This window comes from Leptolyngbya cf. ectocarpi LEGE 11479 (assembly GCF_015207065.1).
Classification (GTDB): domain Bacteria; phylum Cyanobacteriota; class Cyanobacteriia; order Phormidesmidales; family Phormidesmidaceae; genus Leptothoe; species Leptothoe ectocarpi.
Map to the genome: position 1 here is coordinate 1 of NZ_JADEXP010000330.1, position 7,224 is coordinate 7,224.

Here is a 7,224-nt window from a genome sequence, read left to right on the forward strand (position 1 = left end):
CAGCCCAGAAGATGTAGAGCTTACCAAAAAAGCCTGCTAGGGGAGGGATACCCCCTAGAGAAAGTAAGCAAAGACACAGGCATAGGGTGAGTAGCGGATCCTTTTGGTAAAGACCTGCATATTCACTAATTTGGTCGGTGCCAGTGCGCAGTGAGAAGAGAATAACGCAGGTGAAGCCACCCAGGTTCATGAACAGATATACCATCAGGTAAAAGATCATGCTGGCATAGCCCGCATCGCTGCCAATCACCAGACCGATCATCATGAAGCCGGCCTGACCAATGGATGAGTAGGCCAACATGCGCTTCATGCTGGTTTGGGCTAGGGCGACGATGTTGCCCAAGACCATACTCAAGATGGCGAGGGCTGTAAAGACAAAGCGCCACTCATCGGCAACCAAGGGAAATGTGGTGACGAGGAGCCGAATGGCAAGGGCAAAGCCAGCGGCTTTAGAGCCAACGGATAGAAAGGCCACCACAGGCGTGGGAGAGCCTTCATAGACGTCTGGAGTCCATTGGTGAAAGGGGACAGCGGCCACCTTGAAGGCGATTCCGGCAATCACAAAGACTAGCGCAATGACCAGGCCAATGGAGCTTTCACCCGTACTAACGGCTAGGTTATTTGCGATCGCACTCAACCGAACCTCACCACCTGAGAGGCCATACAGCAGTGAAACACCGTACAAAAAGATAGCGGAGCTGGCCGCCCCAATCAGCAGGTACTTGAGAGCCGCTTCATTAGAACGAGGATCCCGTTTCATGTAGCCCGTCAGCAAATAAGACGAAATACTAAGGGTTTCAAGGGATACAAAGATAGTCACCAGTTCATCGGCCCCGGATAGGAACATGCCACCCAGCGTAGCCGTTAGCAAAATTCCTAAAAACTCAGCCAGTGCCGTACCCGACTGCTCTACGTAGCGAATAGACATGGGGACTGTCACTGCAGCTGACAGGACGATAATGCCCCGAAAGACAATACTGAGGGCATCGGCATTAAATTCGCCAAAAAAGGCAGCGGCGTTACCGGTGTCCCACTGTAACGCCAGGGCGCCAACGGCAGCTAAACAGCCCCCGATAGCAGCGTACGGGACCCAGCGAGATGACGACCGCCCTTGAATCAAATCGCCAATCAGGATAATCAAAATTGTCAAAATGACAATTGCTTCAGGAAGAATCTTACCCGTATTTAACTGAGCAGCGAGGCTTGCAAAGTCCATTGGTGCTGTGGTGAGGTATTTCCATTTGGAATCTTACCCTAGTATTCTCGCTCATCTTAGACTCCCTAGCGGAAATTCTTGGATCGAATTAAATTCTTCTGGCAGAACCATGGAAAAATTACACCTTCCTACTGGGACGGCTAATTTTTCCAATTTCTCTAGATTGCGTTAATAAAATTGGGAAAAAATTAGTCGAATTCAGTCTCTCACAGCGATCATGAGCTATACGTTGGCCCTATGATCCCGGTCTTAGCCTTGATCGAGCAGTCAAGAATTAAAGGACTTTTTCAGTTAGAGGTGGACGAAATTCGCCATTTCGATCTATCGATATATAAAGGCGATCATTTTATGGACCCAGCAAAAACAGGTACGGTTTTCGGCACTCACCCTCCGATGCTGACCTCGGATAAATTCTGAGCAGATGCAGCGGTTATGTATAGTTAGCCAATGAAAACCGTCACCATTACTGTCCTCTCGGGCATCCTGCTCTAGGGATTAAACGGTCACTTTCTAGAACATTACAGTCCGACCATTACTTTCAGTTCAGCTTTATGTCCACCCTTGTCATTGTTGAGTCACCTACAAAGGCAAAAACCATTCGCAATTATTTGCCCAAAGGCTACCGTGTGGAAGCCTCAATGGGGCATGTGCGCGATTTGCCGAAGTCGGCTAGTGAAATTCCAGCTAATGTAAAGGGCGAAAAATGGGCTCAGCTGGGTGTCAATGTCGAAGCCGATTTTGAGCCTTTATATCTGGTGCCTAAGGATAAAAAAAAGGTCGTTAAGGCTCTCAAAGACGCCTTGAAAGAGGCGGATGAGCTGGTTCTGGCTACAGATGAAGACCGTGAGGGAGAAAGCATTAGCTGGCATCTGCTGCAGCTGCTAAAGCCCAAGGTGCCCACTAAGCGGATGGTGTTTCATGAGATCACCGAAGATGCTATTCAAGCCGCCCTTGATAGCTGCCGTGACATCGATGACCAGCTAGTACGGGCTCAAGAAACCCGCCGGATTTTGGATCGGTTGGTGGGCTATACCCTGTCCCCCTTGCTCTGGAAAAAAATTGCCTGGGGCCTATCCGCCGGTCGGGTGCAGTCGGTGGCTGTGAAACTACTAGTGGAGCGAGAGCGGGATCGGCGAGCTTTCAAACAAGGCTCCTATTGGGATCTAAAGGCAACGCTGCAGCAGGCTGATAACCCCTTTGAAGCAAAGCTAACCAGCCTAGGGGGAATTCGTGTAGCCACGGGTAGTGACTTTGACGAAAATACAGGGCAAATTGCATCTGGTCGCAATGTGGTGCTATTGGATGAAACCCAAGCACAGGCGTTAAAACAGCGGTTAGAAGCCAGTGTTTGGACTGTTTCTAATTTAGAAGAGCGTCCCTCTAGCCCCAAACCAGCACCGCCCTTTACCACCTCCACACTGCAGCAAGAGGCAAACCGTAAGCTGCGGCTATCTGCTCGCGATACCATGCGCACGGCCCAATCTCTTTATGAGAAAGGGTTTATTACCTACATGCGTACGGATTCAGTCAACCTGTCTCAGCAGGCAATTACAGCTGCCCGCAGCTGCGTAGAGCAAAAATACGGTAAGGAATACCTCAGCCCCAAACCCCGGCAGTATGCCACCAAAAGTAAGGGTGCCCAAGAGGCCCACGAGGCGATTCGTCCTGCCGGTAGCACCTTTCGTACCCCTCAAGAAACCGGACTCAAGGACCGGGAACGCAACCTCTACGATCTGATTTGGAAGCGTACGGTGGCCTGTCAGATGGCCAATGCTCGTCAAACCCATATCACCGCTAGCATTGAGGTCGATGATGCCCTCTTTAAGGCCACGGGCAAGCGCATCGATTTTCCAGGTTTTTTCCGGGCCTATGTGGAAGGGTCAGATGATCCCAATGCGGCCCTTGAGGATCGTGAAGTAACACTGCCTGTGCTAAAGGTGGGGGATACTCCTAGCTGCACAGAGCTAGAGCCCATCGGTCACGAAACCAAGCCGCCCGCCCGCTATACCGAGGCCACCCTGGTTAAAACCCTAGAAAAAGAAGGGATTGGTCGTCCCAGTACCTATGCGTCGGTCATTGGTACCATCATTGACCGAGGGTATGTGCATCCGCTAAACAACAGCTTGATGCCTACATTTACAGCCTTTGCGGTGACTGAACTGCTGGATAAACATTTTCCAGATTTGGTAGATGTCAAATTTACAGCGCGGATGGAGCGCACCCTGGACGATATTTCCACTGGCGAGGCTGACTGGCTGCCCTATCTTAAAAAGTTTTATTCCGGTGACACGGGCTTATCGGGACAGGTGGAGGCGCGTGAAAGCCAGATTGACCCGGCTGAGGCTCGTACCGTTGATCTATCTGACCTCAGTGCTAAGGTGCGGATTGGTAAGTATGGTCCCTACATTGAAGCGATCAATGAGGACGAGGGCAGTGAAAGCGAGACTGTACGCGCTTCTATACCGCTGGATGTGAGTCCTGCAGATCTCAATGATGATCAAGTACAGGTGCTGCTCAAACAGAAGACCGAGGGGCCAGAAAAGCTGGGGCTGCATCCAGAGACTGGCGAGCCAATCTATGCACTGATTGGTCCCTACGGTCCCTATGTGCGCCTTGGTGACAAGACCGAAGAAAACCCCAAACCCAAACAGGTGTCACTGCCTAAAGGTGTGACCCGCGAGTCGGTGGATTTAGAAATGGCTGTGGGGCTACTATCCCTACCTCGATTGCTTGGAATGCATCCCGATACAGGAGCCAAGATTAAGGCTAGTCTAGGTCGCTTTGGTCCTTATGTGGTCCATGACCAGGGGAAGGAAGGGAAGGACTATCGTTCCTTGAAAGGGGATGATGATGTCCTACAGGTGACCCTAGAGCGAGCCCTAGAGCTATTGGCTCAGCCTAAGCGTGGCCGTGGTCGTAAGGCCGCGAAGCCGTTGCGGGAGCTGGGTCAACATCCTGAATCTGAAGCGCCCATCAATATTTACGATGGTCCCTACGGTCCCTATATCAAGTACGAAAAGGTCAATGCCTCTCTGCCAGAGGGTAAGAATGTGGAGGATATTACCTTGGAAGAAGCCCTAGAAATTATTGCAGCTAAGGCCACTACCAAGAAAAAAACGACCCGTAAAAAGACAGCTAAAGCCTCGACGACTAAAAAAACAACAGCTAAAAAGTCGACTACTCGCAAGTCCGCAACTAAATCCACAACCAAAAAAGCTAGTACTGCGAAAAAAAGTAGTACAGCCGCTGCGAAAAAGTCCACAGCTGCGAAGGGCAAGTCTACAACCCGGCGCAAAAAGTCAAGCGCAGAAGAGGGGAGTTCTGCTGATTAGACCGATGCCATAGGGTCTGTATACCTACGGAACGTCGTTACATTTTGGTTGGATTGGGTAAACCGGTGCTAGATTAGCAAGCGTTGTTTCCTGCTCGTGCCCATGGTTCTCAAGCAACGGCCTCCCCTGCTAGTCACTGTTAGCACAGCGATTTTATTAGTGCTGGGAGGAGCAGCGGCCTATTTGGGCCTGCGTCAGCGCCTGGCTACAACGGCTGAGCTACCCGTGGGTATGGAGCTGGTGCCGGGGAATGCCCTGGTAACTCTGACGATGACGACCGATGAAAACCAGTGGACTCGGCTGCGACAGTTGGGCACACCCGAATCCCAAAAGAGTTTGGATCGGTTGCTGGTGACCTGGCGCGATCGCATCCTCAATGCCAATGGTTATCGATTTAGAACTGATATTGAACCGTGGATTGGTGATCAAGTAACCCTGGCTTTTTTGCCTGCAGCGGGGGGCGATGGGGCTACCGAGCGGGTCCTGCTGGTTCCCATTGAAGAGCCCCTCAAGGCCCAGGAACTGCTGTCAGAGCCACGGAACGGGGTGAATTGGGTCGGTCGCGACTATCGGGACATCAAGATACAATCCATCAAAACAGCCACAGGGGAAACGCTTGAGAGCGCTGTTTTAGACCAGCAGTGGTTAGTGCTGGCCTCTGGAACTAGCGGCATTGAGGCGGTGATTGATAGCTTTGATGGGGAAGGCTCCATGGCCGATAGCAATGCCTATCGCCAGGCCATCAAGCATGTACAAATGCCCTCCTCGTTAGTGCAGCTGTATGTAAATGTGCCTGCGGCATCGTCGGTACTGGCCGGTAGTGATGCGTTGCCAGGGATCAATGGCCTGGTGGCTGCCGTCGATCTTTTACCCAATGGGTTAGATATTGAAGCGTCGACGTGGCTTGGCCCTGAAGATCAGCCCGTCTATGGCGATATGGCCAATGGACGTTCTTGGACCCCTGAACGGCTACCGGAGTCTACGGTACTGTTGCTGTCCACCGGCAGCATTGGCCCCCTATGGCAAGCCCTGAGTGAAGCTGAGCAGCTAACTGCGCTGTTACCGATTGCACCAGCTGCCTTGGCCGAGGGGCTAAAAACTCAAACCGGTCTGGATTTTGAAAATGATATTTTGCCGTGGCTAGGTAGGGAAGTGACATTTGCTCTGCTGCCACCAGCAGCGGGGGACAAAGCAGCCTCTGCGACAGCCCCGATGGGGCAATTAGCATTGATGGCAGAGGTGAGCGATCGCGATGCGGCAGAGGCTATCTGGACACAGCTGGATGAGGTGATGGTCAGCCGTTTTCGGTTTGATGTACAGCCATCCCAGACGGCGACGCTACCCATGAACCGGCTGGTGTCTTACTACGGTGGGATTGCTATGGGCCATGGCTGGCTGGACAAAAATGTGACCTTTTTTGGGGTGGGAGCAGAGGTTCTAGATGCGATCGCACCCAGCCCTCGCAAATCCCTAAAGGCTAATCAAGCGTTTCAAACCCTGTTGGATATTTCTCCCCAGGAACATAACGGCTACTTTTTTATTGACTTTGATCGCATCCACGACCTCCAGGGTACGGTGCCTTTTCCTACCCTGCCAGATGGTTCTATCTTCTCAGCCGTTAAAACCCTGGGGGTGACCACCACTGTCCAAGACGAGCGTAACCTCAGCTACGACATCTTTGTTGAGCTACCTAAGGGAAGACGAGTCAAACCCTTGCCAGCTCCAGATGTTAGTAACGCTAAGCCAGATGATGCGAATGCAGAGGAGTAAAGCACGAGTTTAGTACCCCGCTGGCTTCGACTCCGCTCAGCCAGCGGGAAATATCGTTAAGCCTCGCCGCCGCTGCTGGCAGATGAATTGGTAAAGGCCGGGCTCAAAAATGCTACCAGCGCACCGATCAAAAACCCGGCAATGTTGCGAGTCAGGGGCAGCCAATCCTGGGTGCGGGTCACAACTGGGCCAATGCCGAAAGCGATAAAGAGCATGCCCCACAGGGGAGAGAAAATCAGCATCCACTGCCATGAGAATACCTGACCCTCTTTGCGGGGGTGGGCTGCGAACCCACAGATGATGCCCCCTAGAATCGAGGTAATCAACGTGAGAATCCACTGTTCCCTAGGTAAACCGGGCACCACTGAGCAGCCGCCCCGCTCTAGACAGGTTTCCAGGGAGGCGATGGCCTGCATGATGGCCTGATCTTCGCCGCGATCGCGGACAAAAAACTGATTCCCAAAGCGAGTTTGTAGTTCAATCCAAAAAACACGGGGCAGCAGCGCATAGACCGAATCGCCCACACTAAAGTTGAGGATATTGCCCCCCCTCGGGTCAGCAATCAGCATGACGCTTTTCTCGTCTAGGCCCCAAAAGTCCTTTACTGCCCGACCGGGAGTCTGGTCAAACTGGGTGAGAACCCTTAATTTCCAACCCGTCTCAGCTTCAAATTCGGGCAGATGTTGATTCAGATAGTCTTCCTCAGAACTGGTCAGAATTTTTGCCAGGTCAATCACCATCGTCGGCTCGTCTGGCAGCAACTCTGGGTTGTTGTAAGCATGGGCAGCTGGTGCTGTGATCCCTGATATGAAAGCAATACAACAAATAAACAAACCTCCCCATAGGAAGGTTTGCAACCAATTCTTAAGGCCTGTGCTCATGGTGTTTACACTTATTTACCTATCT

5 protein-coding genes are annotated in these 7,224 nt (G+C 51.9%); 3 read left to right on the plus strand and 2 right to left on the minus strand.

Annotation, left to right across the window (positions count from 1 at the left end; genetic code table 11):
- Positions 1 to 1,216: NAD(P)H-quinone oxidoreductase subunit N (locus tag IQ260_RS24655; RefSeq protein ID WP_193995731.1), on the minus strand; the 1,216-nt coding region annotated here is incomplete at its 3' end.
- Between the two features lie 237 nt (positions 1,217 to 1,453).
- On the opposite strand from IQ260_RS24655, the gene IQ260_RS31225 reads away from it, so the two are divergent.
- The 3 genes from IQ260_RS31225 to IQ260_RS24665 all read left to right on the plus strand — a co-directional run bounded on the left by IQ260_RS31225 (position 1,454) and on the right by IQ260_RS24665 (position 6,318).
- Complete coding sequence (locus IQ260_RS31225) at positions 1,454 to 1,633, plus strand: hypothetical protein (protein WP_228016402.1); 180 nt, start codon at positions 1,454 to 1,456, stop codon at positions 1,631 to 1,633.
- Positions 1,634 to 1,767: 134 nt separating this feature from the next.
- Positions 1,768 to 4,548, plus strand: coding sequence for a type I DNA topoisomerase (gene topA, locus IQ260_RS24660; protein WP_193995732.1), 2,781 nt, complete (start codon positions 1,768 to 1,770; stop codon positions 4,546 to 4,548).
- Between the two features lie 150 nt (positions 4,549 to 4,698).
- Positions 4,699 to 6,318: a DUF3352 domain-containing protein gene (locus tag IQ260_RS24665; protein WP_407657754.1), complete on the plus strand. Its 1,620-nt coding sequence runs from the start codon at positions 4,699 to 4,701 to the stop codon at positions 6,316 to 6,318.
- Positions 6,319 to 6,374: 56 nt separating this feature from the next.
- Here the strand turns inward: IQ260_RS24665 and IQ260_RS24670 are convergent, their stop codons facing one another.
- The gene (locus tag IQ260_RS24670) at positions 6,375 to 7,199 is read right to left on the minus strand and encodes a TPM domain-containing protein (protein ID WP_193995734.1); all 825 of its coding nucleotides are present in this window, start codon (positions 7,197 to 7,199) and stop codon (positions 6,375 to 6,377) included.
- Positions 7,200 to 7,224: the final 25 nt, after the last annotated feature.

Excerpts from the sequence above, each read along its gene's own strand:
- topA (WP_193995732.1), top strand. The coding sequence starts at position 1,768 with ATGTCCACCCTTGTCATTGTTGAGTCACCTACAAAGGCAAAAACCATT.
- IQ260_RS24670 (WP_193995734.1), bottom strand. The coding sequence starts at position 7,199 with ATGAGCACAGGCCTTAAGAATTGGTTGCAAACCTTCCTATGGGGAGGT.
- IQ260_RS31225 (WP_228016402.1), top strand. The coding sequence starts at position 1,454 with ATGATCCCGGTCTTAGCCTTGATCGAGCAGTCAAGAATTAAAGGACTT.